Source organism: Streptomyces asoensis (assembly GCF_013085465.1).
GTDB classification, from domain to species: Bacteria; Actinomycetota; Actinomycetes; order Streptomycetales; family Streptomycetaceae; genus Streptomyces; species Streptomyces cacaoi_A.
Genome location: NZ_CP049838.1, coordinates 8,237,648 through 8,260,478, shown reverse-complemented (window position 1 = coordinate 8,260,478; position 22,831 = coordinate 8,237,648). Strand labels below are relative to the sequence as shown.

Annotated in this window: 19 protein-coding genes; 13 read left to right on the top strand and 6 right to left on the bottom strand. The window is 69.9% G+C overall.

All coding sequences use genetic code 11. The features are described 5' to 3' along the window. Window positions 1–53: 53 nt before the first annotated feature. The 7 genes from G9272_RS36835 (at window position 54) to G9272_RS36805 (ending at window position 10,784) form a co-directional block, all read left to right on the top strand. Window positions 54–1,073: a carbohydrate kinase family protein gene (locus G9272_RS36835; protein ID WP_171400544.1), complete on the top strand. Its 1,020-nt coding sequence runs from the start codon at window positions 54–56 to the stop codon at window positions 1,071–1,073. A 93-nt stretch (window positions 1,074–1,166) separates the two neighbouring features. Beyond that, window positions 1,167–2,453: an ABC transporter substrate-binding protein gene (locus tag G9272_RS36830; RefSeq protein WP_171400543.1), complete on the top strand. Its 1,287-nt coding sequence runs from the start codon at window positions 1,167–1,169 to the stop codon at window positions 2,451–2,453. Continuing rightward, on the top strand, window positions 2,453–3,415 hold the full coding sequence (locus G9272_RS36825; protein ID WP_171400542.1) for a carbohydrate ABC transporter permease: 963 nt from the start codon (window positions 2,453–2,455) through the stop codon (window positions 3,413–3,415). Before G9272_RS36830 ends, G9272_RS36825 begins: the two co-directional genes overlap by 1 nt. 15 nt (window positions 3,416–3,430) lie before the next feature. After that, window positions 3,431–4,294, top strand: coding sequence for a carbohydrate ABC transporter permease (locus G9272_RS36820; protein WP_171400541.1), 864 nt, complete (start codon window positions 3,431–3,433; stop codon window positions 4,292–4,294). Beyond that, window positions 4,291–7,218: a glycoside hydrolase family 2 TIM barrel-domain containing protein gene (locus G9272_RS36815; RefSeq protein WP_171400540.1), complete on the top strand. Its 2,928-nt coding sequence runs from the start codon at window positions 4,291–4,293 to the stop codon at window positions 7,216–7,218. The genes G9272_RS36820 and G9272_RS36815 overlap by 4 nt, the downstream gene beginning before the upstream one ends. 39 nt (window positions 7,219–7,257) lie before the next feature. Further along, window positions 7,258–9,096 (top strand): LamG-like jellyroll fold domain-containing protein, encoded by a 1,839-nt coding sequence (locus tag G9272_RS36810; RefSeq protein ID WP_171400539.1) that lies wholly within the window; start codon window positions 7,258–7,260, stop codon window positions 9,094–9,096. Window positions 9,097–9,116: 20 nt separating this feature from the next. Further along, entirely contained in the window at window positions 9,117–10,784 is a 1,668-nt protein-coding gene (locus G9272_RS36805) for a PHP domain-containing protein (protein WP_171400538.1), read from the top strand. Between the two features lie 106 nt (window positions 10,785–10,890). Here G9272_RS36805 and G9272_RS36800 read toward each other — a convergent pair whose 3' ends face one another. The 4 genes from G9272_RS36800 to G9272_RS36785 are packed head-to-tail and all read right to left on the bottom strand — an operon-like array spanning window position 10,891 to window position 14,730. Next, window positions 10,891–11,346, bottom strand: a complete 456-nt coding sequence (locus G9272_RS36800; RefSeq protein WP_171400537.1) for a MaoC family dehydratase — start codon at window positions 11,344–11,346, stop codon at window positions 10,891–10,893. 37 nt (window positions 11,347–11,383) lie between these two features. Further along, a complete protein-coding gene (locus G9272_RS36795; RefSeq protein ID WP_171400536.1) occupies window positions 11,384–12,889 on the bottom strand; it encodes an acyl-CoA synthetase in 1,506 nt (501 codons plus the stop codon). Between the two features lie 12 nt (window positions 12,890–12,901). Then, entirely contained in the window at window positions 12,902–13,777 is an 876-nt protein-coding gene (locus G9272_RS36790; protein ID WP_171402335.1) for an amidohydrolase family protein, read from the bottom strand. Window positions 13,778–13,812: 35 nt separating this feature from the next. Further along, a complete protein-coding gene (locus G9272_RS36785) occupies window positions 13,813–14,730 on the bottom strand; it encodes an SDR family NAD(P)-dependent oxidoreductase (RefSeq protein WP_171400534.1) in 918 nt (305 codons plus the stop codon). Between the two features lie 230 nt (window positions 14,731–14,960). Here G9272_RS36785 and G9272_RS36780 point away from each other — a divergent pair, with 230 nt between their 5' ends. Continuing rightward, the gene (locus G9272_RS36780; RefSeq protein ID WP_171400532.1) at window positions 14,961–15,386 is read left to right on the top strand and encodes a MarR family winged helix-turn-helix transcriptional regulator; all 426 of its coding nucleotides are present in this window, start codon (window positions 14,961–14,963) and stop codon (window positions 15,384–15,386) included. A gap of 18 nt (window positions 15,387–15,404) precedes the next feature. Further along, a complete protein-coding gene (locus G9272_RS36775) occupies window positions 15,405–16,172 on the top strand; it encodes an IclR family transcriptional regulator (RefSeq protein WP_253268059.1) in 768 nt (255 codons plus the stop codon). An 87-nt stretch (window positions 16,173–16,259) separates the two neighbouring features. Here the strand turns inward: G9272_RS36775 and G9272_RS36770 are convergent, their stop codons facing one another. Beyond that, window positions 16,260–16,961, bottom strand: a complete 702-nt coding sequence (locus G9272_RS36770) for a hypothetical protein (RefSeq protein ID WP_171400531.1) — start codon at window positions 16,959–16,961, stop codon at window positions 16,260–16,262. A gap of 28 nt (window positions 16,962–16,989) precedes the next feature. Further along, window positions 16,990–18,195, bottom strand: a complete 1,206-nt coding sequence (locus G9272_RS36765; RefSeq protein WP_171400530.1) for a macrolide family glycosyltransferase — start codon at window positions 18,193–18,195, stop codon at window positions 16,990–16,992. Window positions 18,196–18,411: 216 nt separating this feature from the next. Between G9272_RS36765 and G9272_RS36760 the strand changes: the two genes are divergently transcribed. From G9272_RS36760 to G9272_RS36745, 4 genes are read left to right on the top strand one after another with little or no spacing between them, the layout of a single operon-like run. Further along, window positions 18,412–19,344: an ABC transporter ATP-binding protein gene (locus G9272_RS36760; RefSeq protein WP_171400529.1), complete on the top strand. Its 933-nt coding sequence runs from the start codon at window positions 18,412–18,414 to the stop codon at window positions 19,342–19,344. A gap of 5 nt (window positions 19,345–19,349) precedes the next feature. Then, window positions 19,350–20,126, top strand: a complete 777-nt coding sequence (locus G9272_RS36755) for an ABC transporter permease (RefSeq protein ID WP_171400528.1) — start codon at window positions 19,350–19,352, stop codon at window positions 20,124–20,126. Between the two features lie 32 nt (window positions 20,127–20,158). Continuing rightward, the gene (locus tag G9272_RS36750) at window positions 20,159–20,944 is read left to right on the top strand and encodes an ABC transporter permease (RefSeq protein ID WP_171400527.1); all 786 of its coding nucleotides are present in this window, start codon (window positions 20,159–20,161) and stop codon (window positions 20,942–20,944) included. 43 nt (window positions 20,945–20,987) lie between these two features. Continuing rightward, entirely contained in the window at window positions 20,988–22,820 is a 1,833-nt protein-coding gene (locus tag G9272_RS36745) for a condensation domain-containing protein (RefSeq protein WP_171400526.1), read from the top strand. The last annotated feature ends 11 nt before the right edge of the window (window positions 22,821–22,831 follow it).

The window sequence follows — 22,831 nt, the reverse complement described above, 5'->3', positions numbered from 1 at the left end:
GATTTGACGAGCTCCCCCGACGGGACGAGCTCCCCCGACGAGGAGGATGTGCGGTGGACGACGACCGGCCCGAGGTACTGCTCACCGGGCTGCTCTTCTACGACCTCGTCCTCACGGGGCTCGGCGGGCCGCCGACGCCGGGCGAGGAGATCTGGACGACCGGCATGGGCTGCGGCCCCGGCGGCATCGCCAACCTCGCGGTGGCCGCGTCCCGCTTCGGCCTCAGGACCTCGCTGGCCACGGTCTTCGGCGACGACTTCTACGGCGCCCACTGCCACCAGGTCCTGGCCGGCCAGGAGGGCGTCGACCTCGCCCTGTCCCGGGTGGCGGACGGCTGGCACACACCCGTCACCGTCGCCCTCGCGCACGGCCACGACCGGGCCCTCGTCACTCACGGCCAGGAGCCGCCGTACTCGCAGGACGTACTGATGGCCGACCCGCCCGAGGCGCGCACGGCCCTCGTGCACCTCGAGGCCGAACCACGCGCCTGGCTCGCCAAGGCGGCCGCGAACGGCACCCGGATCTACGCCGACGTCGGCTGGGATCCCACCCAGCAGTGGTCCACGGACCTGCTCGACCAGCTCGCCCTGTGCCACGCCTTCCTGCCCAACGAGACCGAGGCGATGGCGTACACCCGCACCGACAGCGCGATCGCCGCGCTCGGCACCCTCGCGGAGCTGGTGCCGGTGGCGGTGGTCACCCGAGGCGCCGACGGCGCGATCGCGGTCGATCAGGCGACCGGGGAGTACGCGGAGGCCCCCGCCCTTGACATCGATGTCCTGGACGCGACGGGAGCCGGTGACGTGTTCGGCGCGAGCTTCGTGGCGGCCTCGCTCGGCGGCTGGCCGCTGGTGGAACGGCTGCGGTTCGCCGTCCTCGCCGCCGGGCTCTCGGTACAGCACCACGGCGGGGCCCTGGCGGCCCCCGGCTGGTACGGCGTCGACCGCTGGTGGCGCTCGCTGCGGGACCCCGAGCTCAAACGGGCGTACGGCTTCCTCACCGACCGCATCCCGGCGGACGTGGGCCCGCCCGTGCGGTACGCGCCGGTCACGCCGCCCGCCCCGCGGCCCTGACCGCGCCCGTGTCCAGAAGACAACCCCACGCATGCCCCTCGAATTGCACCCCGTCTGCGAAGACGCGAACAGATCCGAAAGGCGGTGGGAGCTGTGCGGCTCTCACGTAGAGGCCTGCTCCGTGCGGGCCTGGCCGGTTCGGCCGCCACGGCGCTCGGCGGCCTGGCGTCCGGCTGTGCCGTTCCGACCGGTTCGACCGGCCGGAACATGGTCCTGTGGTACTGGGACGGAGGTCTGGGCGACACGGTCGTCAAGAACGCCAGGGCCCGCTACGACAGCTCGGTCGACCTCCAGGCCATCAAGATCGGCGGCTACTACCGGTCGAAGCTGATCACCACGATGGCCGGCCGCGCCCACGTCCCCGACATCGCGGGCCTGAAGGGCGAGGACATGGCGTCCTACCTGCCCAACGCCGACCAGTTCGTGGACCTGCGCACACTCGGCGCGGACAAGTACGAGTCCCAGTACCTGCCCTGGAAGTGGCAGCAGGGCATCGCGGACGACGGCACGATGATCGGCTTCCCGATCGACTGCGGGCCGGTGGCGCACTTCTACCAGTACGCCGTCTTCCGGAAGGCGGGCCTGCCCTACGAGCCCGCCGACGTGTCGAAGGAGCTCAACACCTGGGAGAAGTTCTTCGCGGCCGGCGAGCGGCTCAGGAAGCGGATCCCGGGAACCTCCCTGCTCACCGACATCAACAGCGTCTACGACAACGTGGTACAGCAGGGCAGCAAGCGGTACGTCGACAAGGACCGCCACTTCATCGGCGACCAGGCACACATACGCGACGCCTGGGCGCTCGCCGTCGAGGCCAAGCAGCGCAGAATCGTCTCCAACCTCGTCACCGGCACTCCGGACCAGCTCTCGGCGGTGGAGGACGGCAAGCTGCCGAGCCAGCTGGGCGCCTCCTGGGCCATCAGCGACCTCAAGAACGGTGTGCCCAAGACCGAGGGCAGGTGGCGGATCGCGGACATGCCCGTGCGGCCCTCCAACAACGGCGGCTCGTTCCTGTCGGTCACCAAGGCCTGCCGGGAACCCGAACGGGCGTTCCAGATCATCAGCTGGATGCTCGACTCGGCCAACCAGGCGCAGGGTTTCGTCGACGCGGGACTCTTCCCCTCCACCCCCGCCTCCTACGGCCTGAAGCAGTTGCGCGAGCCCGACGACTTCTTCGGCGGCCAGGTCACGATGGACGTCTTCGGTCCGGCCGCACAGAAGATCGTGGTCGCCTACAACAGCCCGTTCGACATCGCCCTCGGGCAGCCCATCAAGGACGAGATCAAGAACGTCGGCGTCCTCGGCAAGGACCCGAAGCAGGCCTGGAGTGACGCCATGAGCAAATGCCGGCGCATCGCGAAGCACCTGGGGGTGAGCTACTGATGGCCACTCTCCGCACGCTGGAGAAGCCGTCGGCGGTCGTGGCGGACGTCCCCGTCACCCGGCCCCGGACGGGCTTCAGGAAGTACTGGCACCTCTACGCCGCGATCTCCCCCTTCTACCTGCTCTTCCTCTGCTTCGGCCTGATCCCCGTCGGCTTCTCGCTCTACCTCTCGTTCCACCGCTGGGACGGCCTCGGCCCGATGGAGTGGGCGGGACTGTCGCAGTACCAGTACCTGCTGAGCGACTCCGAGTTCTGGAGCTCGATCGGGACCACGATCGTCATCTGGGCGCTGGCCACCTTCCCCATGATCTTCCTGGCGATGGTGACGGCCGTGATGCTCAACTCGGCGGTCCGTTTCAAGAACCTTTACCGCGTCGCCTACTTCCTGCCGAACGTCACCTCGGTCGTGGCGATCGCGATCATCTTCGGCTCGGTCTTCTCCACCAACTTCGGTCTGGTGAACGCGTTCCTCCAGGCAATCGGTTTCGATCAGATCGCCTGGCTGAACACCCCGTGGGGCATCAAGATCGCCATCGCGACGCTGATGACCTGGCAGTGGACCGGTTACAACGCGATCATCTTCCTCGCCGGCCTCCAGACCGTCCCGAGCGAGCTGTACGAGGCGGCGCGCATGGACGGCGCGGGGCCGGTGCAGACCTTCTTCCGGATCACGCTGCCGATGATGCGGCCGGTGCTGCTGTTCGTGCTCGTCGTGTCCACGGTCACCGGTCTCCAGAGTTTCTCCGAACCCCAGGTACTGCTCCAGAACACCTCGAACGACTCGACGTTCTCGGGCGGTCCCGGCCACGCCGGCCGGACGATGGTCCTCTACTTCTTCCAGCAGACCTTCGACAACAACGACTTCGGCTACGGCGCCGCCGTGGCGTGGGGCATCTTCCTCGTCGTCGTCCTCTTCTCGATCATCAACTGGCGCCTGGTGCAGCGCCGGGGCGAAGAATAGGGAGGCCCGCACACCATGGCATCCACCCAAGAAACACGGCGCACCAAGAGGATCGACGGGTCCCGCCGCAGAGGGATCGGGCTGCACGCAGCCCTCGTCGTCGGCGTCCTGCTCTCGGCCTTCCCGTTCTACTGGGCCGTGATCATGTCGACGCACACCTCGTCGGAGATCTTCTCCTACCCGCCCAAGCTGCTGCCGGGCACGCACTTCCTGGAAAACGTCCGCAGCCTTTTCGACAACATCGACTTCTTCGGCTCGATGTTCAACTCGCTGCTGGTGGCGGGATCGGTGACCTTCCTGGTCCTGTTCTTCGACTCGCTGGCCGCCTTCGTCTTCGCCAAGTTCGAATTTCCGGGCAAGCGGTTGCTGTTCGTGTTGCTCATGTTCATCTTCATGGTCCCGGCGCAGCTCCAGGCCATCCCCCAGTTCGTCATCATGGCGAAGCTCGGCTGGATCGGCTCGATGACGGCGCTGATCGTGCCGGCCGCCGCCAACGCGTTCGGCATCTTCTGGATGCGCCAGTACATGAAGGGCGCGATCCACGACGAACTCCTCGACGCCTCCCGCATCGACGGCGCGAACTTCCTGCGCCAGTACTGGCACGTGGCCCTCCCGGTGGTCCGGCCCGGCCTGGCCTTCCTCGGCATCTTCACCTTCATGGGCCAGTGGAACGACTACGCCTGGCCCCTGATCGCCCTCACCAACCCGGACAACGTGACCCTCCAGGTCGCGCTGTCCCAGCTCAACGGCACGCACGGCACCACGGACTACGGCATGGTCATGACCGGCGCGCTGCTCGCCCTGGTCCCTCTCCTCATCGTCTTCGCGATCGGCGCCCGCCAGATGATCGGCGACCTCGCGAAGGGAGCGATCAAGTGACGGATCCGCTGCTGACGCTCCGCCCCTGGGAGGCACCCGAGGTGACCTCGTGGGGACGGCTGCCCATGAACGCCGTCGACCGGCGCTCCGGAGCAAACTCCCTGGACGGCGACTGGCGGTTCCAGTTGCTGTCCGCTCCGGACGCGCCGGTCGGCGGTCCCTGGTCGACGGCATCCGTGCCCGGCGTATGGACCATGCAGACCATCGAGGGCACAGCCGACCTTCCGCAGTATCTGAACGTCCGTATGCCGTATACAGAATTCCCTCCACTGTCGCCCGCCGACAATCCGACGGGTGTGTACGAGCGGGAGATCGACGTCCCCGCCGAGTGGGCCGGGCGCCGCATCGTGCTCCAGGTCGGGGCCGCCGAGAGCGTGCTGCTGGTGCATGTGGACGGGCGGCCCGTCGGCATCTCCAAGGACTCGCATCTGGCGGCCGAGTTCGATCTGTCGGGCGTCGTACGCCCCGGCGGCCGGTCCGTGCTGCGGCTGACGGTCGTCAAGTGGTCGGACGCCTCGCATATCGAGGACCAGGACCAGTGGTGGCATGCCGGGATCACCCGCTCGGTGCTGCTGTACGCCACCGACCCGCTGCGGCTGGCCGACGTGACCGTGCGGGCGGCGCGGGACGGCGAGCTGCGGGTCGACTGCCAGGTACGGGACTCGGGCGGAGCGCTGCCCGCGGGCTGGTACGTCAGTGGGGAACTGGACGGGCTGCCACTGGGGCAGGACACGGAGTTCGACCTGGCCAACGCGGAGGACGAGCGCGTCTCCGCCTTCCTCGGCGAGGCCCGGCTGCGCGCGCGGGTGCCCGAGGTGCGTACCTGGACGGCCGAGACGCCCGAGCTGTACGACCTCACGGTCCGGCTGCACCGCGCCGACGGCACCGTCACCGACACCTCCCGCCACCGGGTCGGCTTCCGTGACGTGCGGATCGTCGGCCGGGATCTGCTGGTCAACGGCGAGCGGGTCTTCATCCGGGGGGTGAACCGGCACGACTTCCACCCCCTGACGGGGCGGACCGTGTCGTACGACGACATGCGCGCCGACCTGGTACTGCTGAAGCGTTTCGGCTTCAACGCGGTCCGCACCGCGCACTATCCGAACGACCCCACGCTGTACGACCTCGCCGACGAAATCGGTTTCTACGTCGTCGACGAGGCGGACATCGAGTCCCACGACCACGCGCACGAGATCGCCGACGACCCGCGCTATCTGAACGCCTTCGTGGACCGGGTCTCGCGGATGGTGCTGCGGGACAAGAACCACCCGTCGGTCATCATCTGGTCGCTGGGCAACGAGTCCGACTACGGCGCCAACCACGACGCGGCCGCGGGCTGGGTGCGCCGGCACGACCCGAGCAGGCCGTTGCAGTACGAGGGGGCCGCCAAGCGCGGCTGGGCCGATCCGGAGGTCGCCTCCGACATCGCCTGCCCGATGTACGCACCCCTGGAGGACTGCGTGGCGCACGCGCTGTCCGGGCAGCAGACCAAGCCGCTCATCCAGTGCGAGTACTCCCACGCGATGGGCAACAGCAACGGCACGCTGGCCGACCACTGGGCTGCCATCGAGGCCACCCCGGGACTTCAGGGCGGGTTCATCTGGGAGTTCTGGGACCACGGCATTCTCCAGCGTGTGAACGACGGAAGACCGGTCGGGCGTGGGGGCGCCGGGCTCTATGACAACGCTGTCGCCGCGCCCGGATACCGCTGGGCGTACGGCGGCGACTTCGGCGAGAAGGACCACGACGGCGCGTTCATCGCGGACGGCGTCGTCTTCCCGGACCGCACCCCGAAACCGGTGATGTACGAGCACCGGGAACTCTCCGCACCGGTACGGCTCCACGGCGTCCGGCCGGAGGGGGTGACGGTCTCCAACCACCAGCACTTCCGGGGCCTGGAGTGGCTCGCGGGCGAGTGGGAGCTGTCGCTCGCCCACGGCGGGACGCTCACCGCGTCGGCCGAGCTGCCCGACCTGCGACCGGGCGGGACGGCCGTGGTGCCGCTGCCGTTCGCGTTGCCGGACGACGGCGGCGAGGCCTGGCTGACCCTGCGGGTGACGACGGCACAGGATCTGCCGTGGGCTCCGCGGGGCACTCGGGTCTGTACGCCGCAAGTGCGGTTGCGGGCACCGGTGCCGGTCGAGGACCCGGTGGGTACCGGCCGCGTCGAGATCGACGCCGACGGACTCCTCGTCCATCCCCTGCTGACCTCCGCGCCCGCGTTGTCGCTGTGGCGGGCGCCCACCGACAATGACGAGCTGGGCGGCATGGCGCTGCGCTGGCGGACGTGGGGCCTGGACTCCCTCGTGCGCAGGCTGGTGTCCGTGCGCCAGGAGGGCGACGGGGTGACCGTGCTCGCCGAGTACGCCGGCACCACCGGCGTCGTCCGACACCGGCAGGTGTTCACGCCGGTCGAGGGCGGCATCCGGATCGACGAACAGGCCGAGCTGCCCGCGGAGTTCGACGACGTGGCGCGCGTCGGCTCGGTCTTCGAGACGGTGGCGGGACTTGATGGGCTGGACTGGTTCGGACAGGGCCCCTGGGAGTCGTACCCCGACCGGAGCGCAGGCGCGCCGGTGGGCCATCACCACTGCCAGGTCGACGAGTTGTTCACTCCGTACCTGCGTCCGCAGGAGAGCGGCGGCCGGCACGGCGTACGGCGCTTCACGCTCTCAGCGCCGGACGCCACGGGCATCGCCGTCACGCTGGACGAGCCGCGCCAGGTCTCCGTCACGCGCTACCGCGCCGAGGACCTGACGGCCGTCACCCACCACGACGAACTCGTCCCGCGCGCCGGCTGCGTGGTGCACCTCGACGCGGCGCACCGCGGCCTCGGCACGGCGTCGTGCGGCCCCGACACCTTCCCCTCCTATCTCGTCGCACCGGGCGTCCACCGCTGGAGCTGGACCCTGCGCGCCCTTTGAACCCCCGTTCCCAGCAACGGACTTACCTACGGAGCACACGTGTGTACTTCGCATGCCCACGAACCGGGCGAAGCCGCGCAGGCCGGTGCCGGAAGACGCGGATTCCTCCGGGCCACCGCACTGCTCGGCGCGGCCGCCACGGCCGGCCTCGCGCTGCCGGCCACCGCCGAGGCGGCCTCCGCCAAGTGGCGCCCGGACCCTGAGAGCCGTCGTTTCACCCTCGCCGTCATGCCCGACACGCAGTACCTCTTCGACGGCCCGAGCATCGACAAGGAGCCGGTCGAGGCGTCCCTGCGGTACCTCCTCGATCAGGCAAAGCACGAGAACCTCGTGTTCCTGTCCCACCTCGGCGACCTCACCCAGAACGGGGCGAAGGACGAAGTCACCGCGATCAGCGAGGCGTTCGGGCTGCTCGACCGGCGCGGGGTCGGCTACAGCGTGCTGGCCGGCAACCACGACGTGCAGTCGTCGACGACCGACCAGCGCGGCACGACCCCGTACCTGGAGGCCTTCGGTCCGCGGCGGTTCCAGGGGAAGTCCACGTTCGGCGGGGCCTCCCCCGACGGCTACAACACCTTCCACCTGTTCCGGGCGGGCGGCCTGGAGTGGATGGTACTGGCGCTGGACTGGCGACTGTCGGAGAAGGGCTACGCCTGGGCCGCCGACGTCCTCGCCAGCCACCCGAGGACACCGGTCGTCCTGACGACACACGAGCTGGTCGCCGAGGACGACTCCCTGTCGGCGTACGGCCAGCAGCTGTGGGACCGGCTGATCGAGGACCACGACCAGATCTTCCTCACCCTCAACGGGCACTACTGGCCCGCCGGTCGGGCGACGCGCAAGAACGCGGCCGGACATGATGTCGAGCTGCACCTGACGAACTATCAGAACCGGTACTTCGGCGGCGCGGCGATGATCCGCCTCTACCGCTTCGATCTCGACCGCAGCGTCATCGACGTGGAGACGGTCTCCCCGTGGATCCTCGGCCGGGCCGCGAAGGGGCTCAACGAGCTGGAGCGGCAGGAGATCGAACTGAGCGGCGACGCCGACCGGTTCACGGTCGCCATCGACTTCGCCGAGCGCTTCGCGGGCTTCGATCCGGTGCCCGCGCGTCCTGCCCGTCCCGTGTCGAAAATGCTGGTGCGCGACACGGTCGCCTACTGGCGGTTCGACGGCCACGACGACGGTGCGGCGGTCGGCGGCACCGTCCGTGACCTGTCCGGGCGCGGCAACGACCTCGCCCTCGTCACGGTGGGCGACGGTGCCCTGACCTGGTCGTCCGACCACCACCCCGACCAACCCGGGCACGGCAGCCTGGAGTTCCGGGGATTCAAGTCCCCGCTGAAGGGCGCCTATCTGCGCACGGTCGACGGCGCCCCGCTCAACTCGGCGATTTTCAAGAGCGGTTACACCATCGAGGCGTTCTACCGTCTCCCCGCCGACTGGGACCCGTCGCACCATGCCTGGTCGGGACTGGTCAGCCGAACCGGAACGGGCGGCGCCGCGGGCAGGACCGGCGACGACCCCGACGAACCGCTCGCCACCCTCTCCCTGTCCAACGACCGGGAACCGCAGTGGGCGATGCGTCCGCTGAACCAGGAGGGCATCGCCACCAACTGGGGTCAGGAGACCCCGCTGGAGACCTGGTGGCACCTCGCGGTCGTCAACGACGGCAGGCACACCACGCTGTACGTCGAGGGCTGCCCGACCGTGCGCAACCCGAAGGCGGAGGCCGTCGGCGTCACCTCCGTCGGGCTGCCGTGGCTGCTCGGCGGCTACGAGTACGGCGGACAGATCGACCAGATCCTGCACGGCCGCCTCGGCGACGTCCGGATCGTCTCACGGGCGCTGCCCGTCACCTCCTTCATGAACCACTGAACCCCTTGCCGAGGACCACCGTGACCGAGCAGCAGCTGCCCGCCTGGGCCGATCCGTCCGTCTCACCCGCCGCTCTCGACGCCCAGGGCGTGTCGCGGCGCGGACTTCTGCGCCGCGCCGGCCTTTTCGGCGCCGCGTTCGCCCTCGGCGGTGCGGCCACCCCGGCCGTCGCCACCACCGGCCGGGGGTACGGCGGTGAGGACCCGCGCCTCGCCTACCTGGTGGGCGACCACCACGTCCACTCCGTCTACAGCCATGACGCGAAGTACACCTTCTCCCAGCAGGCCCGGGCCGCCGCCCGGTACGGCCTCGACTGGATGGTGTTCAACGAGCACTCCAACTTCGGACACGCCTCCTACGGCGCCGCACTGGAGCACAAGGAGATCCTCAAGGCCCGCGCCGCGAACCCGCGCCAGCTGATCTTCCAGGGCCTGGAGTGGTACATCCCGGCCGCCGAGCACTGCACGGTGTTCGCCGCCCCCGGCCCGCACGAGGTCGACCTGCTCACGCGGTTCGAGCTCGCCTACGACGGCAAGCTGCTGGGCTACACCGAGGGCGCCGCCGGCGCGGCCGACACCGCCCGCAACGAGGCGCACGCCGTCAAGGCCGTCAGATGGCTGGCCGAGCAGCGCCGCACCGGCTACGTCGACGACGTCCTCGTCCTCGCCAACCACCCGCTGCGCCTCGGCATCGACTCCCCGCACGAGATGCGGGGCTGGCGCGACGCGGCCCCCGAGATCATGATCGGCATGGAGGGGGCGCCGGGCGCCCAGGGCGCGGCGATCCCCGGCTGGCGCGGTGCCACGTCCATCCGCGGCGAGTACGAGAACAAGCCGTCCGCCCAGTCCTGGGCGGGCTACCCGGCGGACGCCTACCTCACGTACGGCGGCTTCGACTGGGCCACCGCGACCGTCGGCGGCCTGTGGGACTCGATGCTGGCCGAGGGCAGGCTGTTCTCGGTCACCACCAACTCCGACAACCATCGCACCGTCTTCGACACCTGGAAGAACGGCGACTGGCCCGCCGGACAGAACTTCGACAACACCGGCAGGCTGCCCGATCCGGTGAACACCGACACCCCGCAGGCCGGCAGCGACTTCTGGCCGGGGCAGTTCAGCCGCACCCACGTCGGCGTGACCCGCTACGGCTACCGCGCGGTGATGACGGGCCTGCGCGAGGGCCGGGTCTGGCTGGACCACGGGCATCTGCTCGACGGCCTGGAGGTCCGGCTGCGGCGGGAGCACAGCAACGGGCGGGGCGTCACGCTCGGCGGCCGGCTCCGGGTACGCAAGGGCGAGAAGCTCACACTGGAGATCACCGTCACCAGTGCCTCCCGCCCCAACCCCCAGGGAATCCTGCCGCAGTTGGCACACGTGGACGTGATCCGGGGCGCGGTGCGCGGTGCGGTGTCCGACCGCGACACCTGGCGGGCTCCCGACACGAAGGTCGTCCGCACGACGGACGTGAGCGGCCGCAAGGGGACCTACACCCTGCGCGTCCCGGTATCGGTGGGCGACGAGTCCTGCTACCTCCGGCTGCGCGGCAGCGACGGCAACCGGAACGGAACCGGTTACCTTGGCGCTTCCGTGGACCCGCACGGCCCGATCCCCCACGAGCCGGGCAACGGCGACCCGTGGGCCGACACCTGGTTCTACTCCAACCCGATCTTCGTGGACGTCGTCGGCTGAAGGTCTTTCAGGGACGTGGGGAACCGCGCGACCGGCCACAGCCGGCCCGCGGTTCCCCACACGTCAGCCCCCACGACGTCAGCCCTACGGCGCTACGGGGAACACCTCACGCATAGAAACGCGACAGGCTCTGAAGCACCGCCGCAGGCTTCGCGCCCCCCTCGATCTCGATCGCCCCGTCGACGGTGATCTGGGCCCCGCCCGGCACGTCCTCGACCTCGGTCAGCTTGGCCACCAGGCGGATACGCGAGCCGACCTTGACCGGCGAGGGGAAACGGACCTTGTTCAGCCCGTAGTTGACCTTGGTCGTGACGCCCTGGACGTCCAGCAGCTCGGTGAAGAGCGGGATGAACAGCGAGAGTGTCAGGTACCCATGGGCGATCGGCGCTCCGAAGGGCCCGGTGGCCGCCCGCTCGGGATCCACATGGATCCACTGGTGGTCCCCGGTCGCGTCGGCGAACGTGTCGATGCGCTCCTGGGTGACCTCGATCCACTCGCTGGTGCCCAGATCGCTGCCGGCCAGCTTCTTCAGTTCGTCGAGACCGTTGACGGTGATGCTCATATTCCGTTCCTCACAGGAGAGTTCACAGGAGAGTTGTTCAGGAGTCGGTGCCGAACCGGGAGCGCACCCGGGACTTCAGGAGCTTTCCGGAGGCGGTGCGCGGGAGTTCGTCCGCCACCACCACCGACTTGGGGATCTTGTACTTGGCGAGCCGCCCGGACAGCGAGGCCAGCACCTCGTCGGGGTCGAGCGAAGCGCCCTCGCGGGGCACGACGACCGCGCGCGGCACCTCGCCCCACTTGTCGTCGGACACGCCGATGACCGCGCACTCCACGATGTCGGGGTGGGCGAGCAGCAGATCCTCGATCTCGGCGGGGTAGATGTTCTCCCCACCGGAGATGATCATGTCCTTGATGCGGTCGACGATATGCACGTAACCGTCTTCGTCGACCCGGGCCGCGTCCCCGCTGCGGAACCAGCCGTCGGCGAAGGAGGCGGCCGTCTCCTCGGGCAGGCCCCAGTAGCCGGGCATGACGTGGGGCCCGCGGACGACGACCTCGCCGGTCTCGCCGACCTCGACGGGTGTGAGGTCGGGGCGCAGCACGCGTACGTCGCTGAAGAAGTGCGGGACGCCGGCCGAGCCCGCCTTGCTGACCGCGTGCTCGGCGTCCAGGAACAGCGTGCCGGGGGACGCCTCGGTCATGCCGTAGCCCTGGAGGAAGGTGAGCCCGCGTTCCTGGTAGGCGGCGATCAGCGGCGTCGACACCGGGGAGCCGCCGCAGGTCAGGATCCGCAGACTGGACAGATCCGCGGCCGCCCAGCGCGGGTGCCGGGCGATCTGCTCGAACATCGTCGGCACCCCGAACATGAAGGTGATCCGATGCCGCTCGATCAGGCCGAAGGTGGCCTCCGGGTCGAAGGCGTCGACCAGGACGCAGCAGCCGCCCTTGAGAAGCACCGGCAGGGTGAGCATGTTCAGGCCGGCCGTGTGGAACAACGGCGCGGAGACCAGGGCGCGTTCGTCGGCGGTCAGATCGGTGTCGACGAGGACGTTGACCGCGTTCCAGGTGAGGTTGCCGTGCGTGAGCATGGCGCCCTTGGGGCGGCCGGTCGTGCCCGAGGTGTACATGATGATGCAGGTGTCGTCGGGGGTGACCGGCGTGTCGATCGGCTCGTCGGAGGCGGCGGCCAGCTCCCCCTCGTATTCGGCGCCGACCTCGAGGTACGTCCGGACGTCCGTGTTCCCGGGCAGTCCGGCGACCAGGCCGGCGTGCGTAGGGCCGTAGACGAGGGCCTTGGCGCCGGAGTCGGCGAGCTGGTAGGCGATCTCTGGGCCGGCGAGGCGGGTGTTGAGGGGGACGAACACCGCGCCGAGGGTGCCGGCGGCGAACAGGGTCTCCAGGTAGGAGGGGTGGTTCGGGCCCAGGTAGGCGATGCGGTCGCCGCGCCGCACACCCCGGGCGCGCAGGGCGTGGGCCAGGCGCGTGGTGCGTGTATACAGTGTGCGATAGTCCGTCGACTGCTCACCGTGGACCAGCGCGGTGCGGTGCGGGGTCTTACGGGCCCGGCGTGCGGGCCACGACCCCAATCCCTCGTTGCGCATCTTCCACGCCCCTTACGGTGTGGTCAGCCCGAGCAGACGGGCGGCGTTCTCCTTGAGGATCTTCGGCTTCACCTCGTCCTTGATCGTCAGCTTGTCGAAGTCGGCGAGCCAGCGGTCGGGGGTGAGGACGGGGAAGTCGGAGCCGAAGAGGACCTTGTCCTTCAGCAGCGTGTTGGCGTACTGCACGAGCTGCGGCGGGAAGTACTTCGGCGACCAGCCGGACAGGTCGATGTGCACGCCCGGCTTGTGCGTGGCGACGGCGAGAGCCTCGTCCTGCCAGGGAAACGACGGATGCGCCAGGATGATCTTGAGGTGCGGGAAGTCGGCCGCCACGTCGTCCACGTGCAGCGGGTTGGAGTACTTGAGCCTGATCCCGCCGCCGCCCGGCACTCCCGCGCCGATGCCCGTCTGACCGGTGTGGAACAGGGCGATGGTCCCCGTCTCCTCGATCACCTCGTACAGGTCGTACGCCACCGATCGGTCGTTGGGGAAGAAGCCCTGGATGCTGGGGTGGAACTTGAAGCCCTTCACCCCGTACTCCTCGACCAGGCGCCGGGCCTGCTTCACGCCCGCTTTCCCCCGGAAGGGGTCGATGGAGGCGAACGGGATGAGAACGTCGGCGTTGGCGGCGGCGGCCTCGGCGACCTCCTCGTTCGGGACCGGCGCCGTGCCGGTCGCCGACTCGGCGTCCACCGTGAAGATCACGGCGGCCATCTTCCGCTCCCGGTAGTAGCGGGCCGTCTCCTCCAGGGTGGGCTTCCGCTTGCCCTCGACCTTGAAGTAGGCGGAGGAGGCGTCGTGCAGGTCGTCGTCCAGCGAGGAGTGGCCCTTGGAGGACACCTCGGCGTGGGTGTGGACGTCGATCGCGACCAGTTCGTCGACGTTCATGGAGGGGGTCGCGGCGGGGGTCGTGGAGGGGCTCATCACGCCTCCGGGAACTTGGGGGCCGGGATGCCGACCGTCTGGAGCTCGGCACCGACCGAGGTGGGGAAGACGTCGGCCAGGGTCTCGGGCGTCCAGCCGCCGTCGGCGTAGGCCGCGCGGATCTCCTGCGGATGCGACCAGAGTGCCACCTTGTCGCCGCCGACGCCGATGGCCTGGCCGGTGATGCCCCGGGCGGCCTCGGAGGCCAGGAAGGGCACCAGGGCCGCGCAGTCCTCGGGGGTGCCGAAGCCCTCGCCCTTGCGCAGGAAGTCCGGGAACGGCTCGCCGTTCTTCAGGGCCTCGACGTAGGGGGCGAAGGCGGGGATGGTCTCGGTCATCGCGGTCGCGGCGACCGGGACGATCACGTTGACGGTGATGCCCGCGCGCCCCAGCTCCATGGACCAGGTGCGGGCGAAGGCGGCGATGCCGGCCTTGGCGGCCGCGTAGTTCGTCTGGCCGAAGTTGCCCCGCTGGCCGGCCGGGGAGCCGACCAGGATCAGCGTGCCGCCCTCGCCCTGCTCGCGCATCCGTACGGCGGCGGCTCGGGCGCAGGTGAAGGTGCCCTTGAGGTGGGTGGCGATCACCGCGTCGAAGTCGTCGTCGGTCATCTTCCACAGCACCTTGTCGCGCAGGATGCCCGCGTTGGTGACCAGGATGTCGAGCCGGCCGAACTCCTCCACGGCACGGTTCACCAGCCGGTCGGCGGCCTCCGTCGTACCGACCGGGACCACCTCGGCGACCGCCGTGCCGCCGGCCTCGACGAGGGACTTCACGGCCTGCTCGGCCACGGCCTCGTCGACGTCGTTGACGACCACGGACGCGCCGCGGGCGGCCAGGGCATGGGCGTAGGCGAGGCCGAGGCCCCGGCCGCTGCCGGTGACGACGGCGACCTTGCCGGTGAGATCGATGCTGGGCACGACGGTGTCCCTTCACATGGGGTGCGCGGGGGGTGCGCGGGGTGCTGACTACGAGATCGAAGCTAAGAGCAATAATTGTTGTCGTCAATAGTTGTTGTCGTCCTACGGGTGCGTCATGCTGGAATCTGTACGTCGAACCACCCCGGAAGGGGACCGAGCCCAGGGAGCCCGCCATCGCCCGCCAGGACAACGCAAGTAACGCCGCCCCGATCGACGCGGACGAGCCGTGGATGCGCGGGCTGCACGCGGACACGGGTTACCTGCTGTACCGCCTGGGACTGCGCTCGGGTCAGCTGTTCAACACGTTCCTCCAGGAGTCGGGGGTGCGGCTGCGCCACTACGCGGTGCTGCGCTTCCTCGCCACCTCCGAGGGCGTCCTCCAGCGGGAGCTGAGCGCACGGCTCGGCTATGACCCCAGCGCGATCGTCGGCCTGGTCGACGACCTGGAGAAGCTGGGCTTCGCCGAGCGCCGCCCGGCACCGGACGACCGCCGCAGCCGGATCGTCGCCCTCACCGAGGACGGCCGCGCGTTCCTGCGCGGCACCGACGAGGCGGGCCTGCGGGTGACGAACGAACTGCTGGACCCCCTCGACCCGGCCGAACGCGAGACGCTGCACACCCTGCTGCGGCGGATCGCCGAGGACGGACTCGCCTGATGCCGTGAGGAGTACCCGATGGACCAGGGCGTCCTCGCCGTGACCGCCCGCTCCGCGCCCGGCCGGCTGCTGGCCGTGCTCGCCGCGTTCGACCACACGCACCCCGCGCTGTCCCTGACCGACATCAGTCGCCGCGCCGGCCTGACCCTCACCACCGCGCACCGGCTGGTGAGCGCGCTGACCGAGTGGGGCGCCCTGGAGCGGGATCCGTCCGGCGTGTACCACGTGGGGCTGCGGCTGTGGGAGGTCGCGGCACTGGCGCCGCGCGGCCTGGCACTGCGACAGGTCGCGCTGCCGTTCCTGGAGGACCTGTACGAAGCCACGCACGAGAACGTGCAGTTGGCGGTGCGGGACGGGTCCGAGGTCGTCTACACCGAGTGGCTGTCGGGGCGTTCGGCGGTCGGTGTGCACATCCGGGTGGGCGCCCGTTGGCCGTTGCACGTCACCGGCGTGGGGCTCGCGCTGCTGGCGCACAGCGACTTCGAGCTCCAAGAGACCTACTGCGCCGGGCCGTTGGCCTCCTACACCGCCCACACCATCACCGATCCGGTGCGGTTGCGCCGGGTACTGGCCGAAGTCCGGCGGGCGGGCGTCGCGGTGAGCAGCCGTCAGGTCACCGACGACGCCCTGTCGGTGGCCGCCCCGGTGCGCGGGCCGGGCGGTGCGGTGACGGCCGCCGTGTCGGTCGTCGTCCCGCACGCCGACGCGCAGGTACCGGTGCTGGCACCGGCCGTACGTATCGCGGCCCGCGGGATCTCCCGGGCCCTGGGCTGGCAGCCGGAGTGACCGCCGGGAGACCGGAGTCCGTCGTCGCCGGGGCTCGCCGTCACGGGCCGGGCACCGCTTCGGAGAGCCGATCTCGGCCCGCGCGGCCTATCCCGGCGTTCCGGCCGTGTTGAAGTTGACGAACCCGGCCACCTCGACGGCGCTCGCCCCGACCAGCGGGCTGTCCGCCCCCTTGAGGGCGATCTCCGGGAGCCGGTGGGCCTGTCGAGGGCTCGCGACGACCATGGCCCACGCGGCGTTGAAGCCGTCGGGGCACAGGGGTTTCTCCTCCGCCGCGAGCACCCTGGTGCCCGTCTCGCGCACACCGAGCCTCAGCGCTCCCAGCTCGCGCAGGGCGTCCGGGTCGTGCCCCCTGGAAGCCACCACGCACCAGCCGGACGGCTCCGTCCTGCCCACCGCCTCCACCAGGCTCCGCTCACTGCCGGGGCCCACCAGTGTGATGTCCGGCAGGACCAGGGCGACCCGCCCCTCGGCGAGCGGCAGGGCGGTGCGTATGGCCCCGCTGAGGTTGTCCTCCAGGGAATCGTCCTGGTACACGAAGACCATGCTGAAGTCTCGGGCATAGCTCGCGAGATGACCGACGACATCCAGCTTGTGTGTCCTGAAGACCACGACCAGCCGGACCCTCAGCCCGGACCTGGCGAGCTCCACGACCGCCTCCAGGCTCCGGTCGATCACGCAGACACCGGGCGCCAGGCTGTGCAACTCCTTGGAGTACGGAGCGCCGAAGCGTACCCCGTAGCCCGCGCAGGGGAGGATGACGGTGACATCGGGGGATGACGTACTCACTCGTGGCCTCCCGGCTCGCCGTCCCGCTTCAGCGCAGTTCGGCCTCGATGAGATCGACGGCCCGACGCGCCCCGCCCTCCTGGGCCATCCGCTCCCTGAGCCGGCCCAGGCGATCGGCGACCTCGGGGTCCTCGACCAGCCCGGTCACCGCCGTGCGCAGCGCCTCGCCGGTCACCTCCTCGGCGGCGATCTCGCGGGCGACGCCGAGTTCCCGCAGGGTCTGGGAGTTGAGGAACTGGTCGGCGCCCCTGGGGATGGTGACCATGGGCACCTCGCAGCTCAGCGCCTCCAGGACGGCCCCCATGCCGCCCCGGCTGATGAAGGCGTCCGCCTGGCGCAGGATGGCCAGCTGGGGGATCCGGCCGTGCACCTCGAAGTTGGCCGGCACCTTGTCCAGAGCGGCCCGGTCGGCGTCCCGCCAGACATGCAGCACCACGTGCCAGCCGGGCAGGTTCCCGAACGCCTCGACGCAGTTGTCGAAGAAGCCGGGTTCGTCCGAGTACGAGGTGCCGAGGGTGATGAGCAGCAGCCGGTCGGTCGCGGCGACCCCTGGCGGACGCTGCCACCGCCCTTGGTGGGACCGGTCTCCCAGGCACGCCCCGACGAACGTGTGAACGGCGGGGTCGATCCTGTCGGCGTGCGGCTGGAGGAACCGGGGGATGAGCCCGAGGGAGCGGTCCGGCCGGTTCGCGAACGTGTAGACGTCCATGTCGGAGAAACCGTGCCGGTCCAGCCAGTCGCGATAGCGCCGTTCATGGGCCTCGTGACGGGGGTCGGGCCGGGAGTTCCGGGCGGCCTCGGCCCGCTCTTCCTCCGTGGGTTCCCAGTCCGACATCTGGGCAAGCATCACGGCGGGCACACCCCACTGGCGGGCGAGGATGCGCGCGTAGGGGGTGAGCCAGTCGTACAGAACGAGGTCCGGCCGGTCGTCCGCGTAGGCGGAGGCGAGCTGCGGGAGGGCCTGCATGCTGTCCGCAAGACCGGCCTCCATACAGCCGACCGGCCCCTTGTTCAGCCAGTCCCCCGTGTCCATACCCAATACGCAGCGGTACGGCCGGGGTTCCGCCCCCACCGAGAGGACGAGGTCCGCGTACTTTTCGGGTATGGCATAGGTAACTCGATGGCCACGGGTGACGAGCTCCCTGATGACTTCCAGGCTCGTATAAATGTGGCCAGGCGCCGCCGCATTGAACATAGCAATGCGGGGTGGCCTTCCCAACCGCGATAAAAACATGCCGACATGCTAATCAGCGACATGCCCGGGCGGCAAGGGTGCAATCCCCCAATCCGCCTGTCCCACATGCGACTTGACCAGAAAGTGAACGGACTATTGTGCCACCGCGCAGAGCAGTCAAAACCGACGTCCATCGTCGAATAAATTCGACAACGACAGAGCTCATGACTGCTGTTAGAGTCTCCGATCGGCATCCGGAATGAGGGGCGGAGTGTGATGGGGACCGGGGACGCACTGATATCCGCCCAGGGCCTGGTGAAGCGTTATGGCGATTCCCTGGCGGTCGACGACATCCACTTCGAAGTCCGGGCCGGCGAGGTCTTCTCGCTGCTGGGGCCCAACGGCGCGGGAAAAAGTTCCACGATGCGTATGCTCTGCGGCACTTCCACACCCAGCGGTGGAAGCCTGCGCATCCTCGGTATGAATCCCGTGAAGGACGGCCCCGCGATCCGGGCACGGTTGGGCGTCGTACCGCAGAAGGACAGTCTCGACCGCGAACTGACGGTGCTGGAGAACCTGACGACGTATGCCCGGCTCTTCGGGATGAGCCGGAGAGCCGCCCGGAATCGCTCCATGGAACTCCTGGAGTTCGTCCGGCTCACCGACCGGGCGAAAGACCTCATCGATTCGCTGTCGGGCGGGATGATGCGCCGACTGGCCATCGCCCGTGCTCTGGTGAACGAGCCGGACATCGTCCTGCTGGACGAGCCCACCACCGGGCTGGACCCCCAGGCCCGCCATCTGTTGTGGGACCGGCTGCGGGAGCTGAAGCGCAACGGCGCGACCGTGGTGCTCACCACCCACTACATGGACGAGGCCGAGCAGCTGAGCGACCGCATCATGATCGTGGACCGGGGACGGATCGTGGCCATCGGCACACCCGGGCAGCTGCTGCGGACCCATGGGACGCCCGAGGTCGTCGAACTGCGCTACGACGACGGCTTCGACACCTCACACCTGCCGGCGCTCGGGTCGCTGGCGGAGCGGGTCGAGGTCCTGGGGAGCCGGGTGCTTCTCTACGTGAAGAACGCCGAGGAGACGGTGGCCACGGTCCACCGCGCAGGCCTGCGGCCGAGCGGGACACTCGAGCGCAGGTGCACCCTGGAAGACGTCTTCCTGCGCCTGACCGGGCGCTCACTCGTGGAGTAGCGGCGATGCTGAACGGAACACTGCGTGTCGCGCGTTTCCACCTCACGCTCTACCGCAGGACCTGGCGTGCCGGCATCTTCACCGGCTTCCTCATGCCGCTGCTGTACCTGGGCGTCGTCGGGATCGGAGCGGGCGGCTATGTGGAACAGGAGGTCGAGGGCCTCACCTTCGTCCGGTTCCTGGCGCCCGGTCTCCTGGCCGTCGTCGCCTTCCAGACGGCCGCGGAGGAGACGGGCTTCCCCCTCTACGCCGCGATCCGGCTGACCAACCGCTACCAGCGGATGCTCACGGCTCCCCTCAGCCTGGGTCAGGTACTGGCGGGCCACCTGCTCTTCATCACCATCCGGGCGGCCGTGTCGGCCGTGGTCTTCTGCGCGGTGGCCGCACTGCTCGGTGTGTTCGACAGCTGGCTGTGCCTGCTGCTGGTGCCGGTGGCCATGCTGCTGGCGCTGGCGGCGGCGGCACCCCTCTTCGCCTTCACCGGCCGGCTCACCAGTTCGGCCAACCTCATGACCGTGTCCCGGCTGGTGGTACTGCCGCTGTCGATGTTCTCCGGGGTGTTCTTCCCGGTCGGAGACCTTCCGGCCGCCGTACAGCCACTGGTTCGGATCTCTCCCCTGTGGCACGGAGTCGAGCTCTGCCGCGGCATCGCCGGCGAGTTCACGACCGGCTCCGGCCCGGCGCCGCTGTCCCTCGCCGGCCACCTGGCGGTCCTTGTGCTGTGGGCGGCGGCCGGCTTCGCCCTGACGCTGCTGGTGTTCCGACGCCACCTCGCCGACTGACCGCATCCGTCCAGAACTGGAGGTTGCCGCCCATGCCGAGCTCCGCGACAGCGGGCGCGAAGTTCCACCGCTCCAGCACCTTCGTGTTGCGGGGGCTGATGCTGAACCGCCGTGCCTGGCCCAACTTCGTCTCCACGCTTCTGGAGCCGGTGATCCTGCTCCTCGCCCTCGGCATGGGCATGGGCCGGCTGATCGGCGAGGTCACCGTCGACGGCCGGATCATGAGCTACGAGCAGTTCGTCGCCCCGGCCATGCTGGCCACGGCAGCGGTCTCCGGCGTGGTCAACGAGACCACCTACTCCTTCTACGCCAAACTCAGCCAGCGGCTCTACGAGGGCTATCTGGCCACTCCGCTGACGGTCGGTGAACTGGCCGCGGGCGAGACCGCCTGGGCGCTGCTGTGCGGCGGGATCTACTCGTCGGCGTTCCTGGTCTCCATGGCGGCCTTCGGCCTGGCACCCTCGTGGTGGATTCTTCTGGCGCTGCCCGGTGCCGCACTGATCAGCCTCGCCTTCGCGGCCGTCAGCATGGCCGCGACCACGTTCATGCGCCGGTGGGAGGACTTCGAGCAGGTCAGCATCTGGATGTTCGTGATGACCATGTGCTCGGGAACGGTCTTTCCCATCGAGGCCTACCCGGGCTGGGGACAGGTGATCGTACGGCTCACCCCCCTCTACCAGGGAGTCGAACTGCTGCGGGACCTGTCCGCCGGCCGCCTCACCCCGGGGACGGCGGGCCACGTCTGCTATCTGCTGGCCATGTCCGTGGCCGGATTCATGCTCGCCCGGCGCCGGTTGAGCCGGCTGCTGGCCAACTGATCGCCTGTCAGGGCCGGACGGCGAAGAGATCAGGAGATGCGTCATGTTCGTGCTCGAGCGCTCCGGCCCTTTGCAGTCGGGGCTGTGCCAGGTGGAGTGGATGCACACCGTGTGCGAGGGGTGGGAGCCGTTCCCGGGTCCTCGCGTCGACGTGGACCTTCCCGACTCCGTCGGCGAGCGGCGGATCGAGGAGGCTGTCGCCCTCCTCGTCGCCCGTCACGAGGTTCTGCGCACCACCTTCGCCAGGGACGAGCGCGGTCACGCGGTACAGCACGTGTGGCGCCCGGAGCGGGTACGGCTCCGGGCGCCGGACGACTCCCTGCGGGCACCGTTCCGCATCGAGGAGGAGTGGCCCCTCAGGGCCGCCGTCACACAACAGAGCGACGGGCGGAAGCAGTTGACTCTGGTGATGGCCCATATCGCCGTCGACGCCTGGTCGATGGACATCCTCGAGCGGGATCTGCGGACCATCCTCGACGCGATCGCGCGCGGTGACCGGCCGGAGCTGCCTCCCGTGGTCCACCACCCCGTCGACCAGGCACGACTGGAACGATCGGAGCGCATGCGGGCTGTCCGGACGCGGAACCTGCGCTTCTGGGAAGAGGAGTTCCGGCGCATGCCGAGCGGGGTGTTCGCCGTCCCGGTGATCCCTGCGGACGTCGGCTACCACCACGTCGTCCGGGACTCGACGGCGCTCGGCCCCGCACTCACCCGCATCAGGCGGCGACTGCCGGTGCCCTCCGTGTTCCTCGCGGCAACGGCCCTGGCCGTGTCCGCGGTGTCCGGGCAGGACCGTATCGCGCTCGCCACCTCGTGGTCGTCCCGGGCGAGCAAGCCCACGCGGCAGATGATGGGTTCTGTCATGAGGGACCTCGTTCTGGCCCTCGACGTACCCCGCGACGGCCGGTTCCTGGATGTGGCGCGGTCGGCGGTGCAGGCCAGTCTGCGGGCCGCGAGACGAAGCGACTTCGACGTCCTGGAGCTGCTGGAGGCCGAGGCGCGGGCGGGGCGCCGCAGAGGGGCGCGCACCCACCCGGGAGTGTTCGTCAACTTCCACTACGACACGCAGGCGGCGGGCGCGGACAGCGACGCCGACGCGCCGCCCGCCCTCTCCCCGCTGCTCGCCGGTGGCCACACGGAGTACACGCACATTCCGCCGGCGCCTTCCCGGGCCGAGCCGCACGTCCTGTACGTGTCGGCGGCTCCCGGTCCCGGGGGCCGTCCACGGCTCTTCCTGTCCGCCAACGAAGCCGTACTGACCGCGAACGGTGCCCGCGACCTACTGCTGCTGATCGAGCGCGTCCTGGTCCGGTTCGCCGACGATCCCGGTCTCGACTGCGCTCCGTTCCTGCCGAACCCCGGCTCCCGGGACGGCGGGTGGGTGACGATCGACGGGTCCTGGGCCGATCTCCGACTGATCGAGAGGGCTCTGCGGGAACACCCGGGGGTCACCGGGGCCCGGGCCTTCACCGATGACGGCGGTTCGCTGTGTGCCGCCGTCACCGTCACCGGTCCGGACACCGATGCCCTCGCGCTGCGCGGATTCCTGCTCGCCAAGGTGGGGCCGCGGCACGCCCTGGTCGTACCGGACCGCTTCCTGGTCGACGGCGAACCCGCCGGGGACGGCTTCGGATCCGAGCGCCGCTCCGCCTGCCCGGCCACGGACCGGGAACAGGCCCTGCACGATGCCGTGGTCCGGGCCAACGGCCTGGAGGAGGCGAGCATGCACGACGGGTACGTGGAGGCGGGCGGACGCCTGGCGGGCGTACCCGACGTGCTGGAACGGCTCGCCCGGCAGGGGCTCACCGGGCTGCGGTTCGACGACTTCCGGCTGCCCTGCGACCTTTCCGCGCTGGCGGCACGCCTGTCCTCGTAGAGCGCGTCACC

Coding starts and splice junctions, on each gene's coding strand:
- G9272_RS36800 (WP_171400537.1), bottom strand. CDS start 11,346: ATGAGCATCACCGTCAACGGTCTCGACGAACTGAAGAAGCTGGCCGGC.
- G9272_RS36795 (WP_171400536.1), bottom strand. CDS start 12,889: ATGCGCAACGAGGGATTGGGGTCGTGGCCCGCACGCCGGGCCCGTAAG.
- G9272_RS36780 (WP_171400532.1), top strand. CDS start 14,961: ATGCGCGGGCTGCACGCGGACACGGGTTACCTGCTGTACCGCCTGGGA.
- G9272_RS36745 (WP_171400526.1), top strand. CDS start 20,988: ATGTTCGTGCTCGAGCGCTCCGGCCCTTTGCAGTCGGGGCTGTGCCAG.
- G9272_RS36755 (WP_171400528.1), top strand. CDS start 19,350: ATGCTGAACGGAACACTGCGTGTCGCGCGTTTCCACCTCACGCTCTAC.
- G9272_RS36760 (WP_171400529.1), top strand. CDS start 18,412: ATGGGGACCGGGGACGCACTGATATCCGCCCAGGGCCTGGTGAAGCGT.
- G9272_RS36775 (WP_253268059.1), top strand. CDS start 15,405: ATGGACCAGGGCGTCCTCGCCGTGACCGCCCGCTCCGCGCCCGGCCGG.
- G9272_RS36750 (WP_171400527.1), top strand. CDS start 20,159: ATGCCGAGCTCCGCGACAGCGGGCGCGAAGTTCCACCGCTCCAGCACC.
- G9272_RS36825 (WP_171400542.1), top strand. CDS start 2,453: ATGGCCACTCTCCGCACGCTGGAGAAGCCGTCGGCGGTCGTGGCGGAC.
- G9272_RS36765 (WP_171400530.1), bottom strand. CDS start 18,195: ATGTTTTTATCGCGGTTGGGAAGGCCACCCCGCATTGCTATGTTCAAT.
- G9272_RS36790 (WP_171402335.1), bottom strand. CDS start 13,777: ATGAACGTCGACGAACTGGTCGCGATCGACGTCCACACCCACGCCGAG.
- G9272_RS36820 (WP_171400541.1), top strand. CDS start 3,431: ATGGCATCCACCCAAGAAACACGGCGCACCAAGAGGATCGACGGGTCC.